Annotated in this window: 2 protein-coding genes and 1 pseudogene; 2 read left to right on the plus strand and 1 reads right to left on the minus strand. The window is 65.0% G+C overall.

The window, feature by feature from the left end; genetic code table 11:
• Together EOA29_RS33390 and EOA29_RS33400 are read left to right on the plus strand one after the other, a co-directional pair.
• Positions 1-181: pseudogene (locus EOA29_RS33390) on the plus strand (Ppx/GppA family phosphatase); the annotation flags it as partial.
• Between the two features lie 334 nt (positions 182-515).
• Entirely contained in the window at positions 516-1,211 is a 696-nt protein-coding gene (locus EOA29_RS33400) for an RlmE family RNA methyltransferase (protein ID WP_126094271.1), read from the plus strand.
• A 162-nt stretch (positions 1,212-1,373) separates the two neighbouring features.
• Here EOA29_RS33400 and EOA29_RS33410 read toward each other — a convergent pair.
• Positions 1,374-2,337: MFS transporter (locus EOA29_RS33410; RefSeq protein ID WP_127222200.1), on the minus strand; the 964-nt coding region annotated here is incomplete at its 5' end.

Raw genomic sequence — 2,337 nt, forward strand, 5'->3', positions numbered from 1 at the left:
TCCCTGCATCGGCGCCGACCGCGCCGACCTCGTGCTCGCCGGCTGCGCCATCCTGGAAGCGATCCGCGGCGTGTGGCCGTCCGAGCGGCTGCGCGTCGCCGACCGCGGCCTGCGCGAAGGCATATTGAGCGAGCTGATGGCCGACGACGGTGTCTGGCGTCATGACGGGCGCCGCGCATGACCCCAAAAAGTGGCTGCGTTGCTCTGATGAGCAGTCGACCCCCACTCCGTCGAGCTTCGCTCGACACCTCTCCCCCGATCGACGGGGGAGAGGAAAGGCGCGAGGTCGCCAACCTTAGCTTTCCTCTCCCTCCGGAGGGGGGAGAGGTGGCGCCGCGAAGCGGCGACGGAGTGGGGGAAGCCCTCCGTGAAACGCGAAGCCGCCGCAAAATCGGCACGACGAAGCGAGCGAGAAAAAGCGGACCGGAAATCCTGATACTGAATTTCAGGACCGGGCCAGCGAAATGTGGCGGTCGGGTTTCGCACAGGATCATGCTCGGGCAAGAAATCAGGCCATGACGAAGAAGCCGGAAAAGCCGGGTTCGGCCGGCATGCGCGTGCTGAAAACCAGGATCAAGAAGAAGAGCGGGCTGAAGGAATCTTCACGCCGCTGGCTCGAGCGCCACATGAACGATCCCTATGTGCAGCGCTCCAAGGCCGACGGCTACCGCTCCCGCGCCGCCTACAAGCTGACCGAGATCGACGACAAGCACCATCTGCTCAAGCCCGGCATGAAGGTGATCGACCTCGGTGCCGCCCCCGGCGGCTGGTGCCAGGTGGCGGCGGCGCGCACGAAGTCGACGGCGGAAAATCCGCATGTCGTCGGCATCGATTATCTCGAGATGGACGCTGTGCCGGGCGCCGTCATCCTGCGGATGGATTTCCTCGATCCGGACGCGCCGCAAAAGCTTGCCGAGGCGCTTGGCGGTCAGCCCGATGTCGTGCTGTCGGACATGGCGGCCCCCACCACCGGTCATCGTCGCACCGACCATCTGCGCACCATGCATCTGTGCGAGGTGGCGGCCGATTTCGCGCTGCAGGTGCTCAAGCCCGGCGGGCATTTCCTCGCCAAGACTTTTCAGGGCGGCGCCGAGAACGAACTCTTGTCGCGGCTCAAGCAGAATTTCCGCTCGGTCCATCATGTGAAGCCGCCGGCCTCGCGCGACGAGTCCGTGGAGCTTTACCTGCTGGCGAAGGAGTTCAAGGGCTAGCTCTCCTCCTTCTCCCCTTGTGGGAGAAGGTGTCGCCGAAGGCGACGGATGAGGGGTGTTCCAGGGAATGCCAACGTCTCGCTCCGCTGGAACACCCCTCATCCGTCTCGGCGCTGCGCGCCGATCCACCTTCTCCCGCAAGGGGAGAAGGGGAGGCCGCGCCTACTTCCCCGCCGTACCCACCGCCTCCAGCGTCTTCGGTGTCGTCAGTTTGCCATGTCCCGACACCGCGCTGCCGGCATCGGGCGCCAGCCGCATGAAGGTGAGCGAGGCGATCGCCGAGACGGCAGCGACGATGAAGAAGGCGATGTGGAAGTCGCCGAGTGTCAGCGGCCCGCCATGGATCGACGTCGACACTTCGAGGATGCCGCCGGCCAGCGCCACGCCGAGCGCAATCGACAACTGCTGGAAGACGGCAACGATCGGCGTCGCCTTGCTGGTGTCGGCGGCGGAGATCTCGGCATAGGACAGCGCGTTGACGCCGGTGAAGAACATCGAACGGATGAAGCCTCCGACCAACAATATTGCCAGCATCAGCGCATAGGGTGTTTCGGGAGTGAACAGGCCATAGATGGCGATCGAGGCGGCCGCGACCAGCGAGCCGAGGATCAGCACCCGGCGGAACCCTGCAAGGCGGAAGAGCAGCGCCGTGACGAATTTCATGCCGATGGCGCCGATCGCCGAAACGAAGGTGATCATGCCGGACTGGAACGGCGTCAGCCCGAAGCCGATCTGGAACATCAGCGGCAACAGAAACGGCACCGCGCCGATGCCGATGCGGAACAGCGAGCCGCCGAGCACCGAGGAACGGAAGACCTGATTGCGGAACAGCTTCAGCGCCAGCAGCGGGTTCCTGGCGCGCCGTGCGTGCAGCAGGTAAAGCACGCCCGAAACCAGGCCGACGGCAACCGTGATGAAGCCGGCGATCGGCGGCAAAGCGGGCAGGCTGACCACGGAGAGGCCGAAAACGATGCCGGATGCCGTCAGCCCGCTGAGCACGAAGCCGGGAAAATCGAGCGGCGGCGTCTCGGTGGCCTCGGTTTCCGGCAAATAGCGGGTGGCGAGCCAGATGCCGGCGAGCCCGATTGGTACGTTGATCAGGAAGATCCAGTGCCAGGTGAAATAG

Origin of the sequence: Mesorhizobium sp. M1E.F.Ca.ET.063.01.1.1 (assembly GCF_003998155.1) — a bacterium.
GTDB lineage: Bacteria > Pseudomonadota > Alphaproteobacteria > Rhizobiales > Rhizobiaceae > Mesorhizobium.

Coding starts and splice junctions, on each gene's coding strand:
- EOA29_RS33400 (WP_126094271.1), top strand. CDS start 516: ATGACGAAGAAGCCGGAAAAGCCGGGTTCGGCCGGCATGCGCGTGCTG.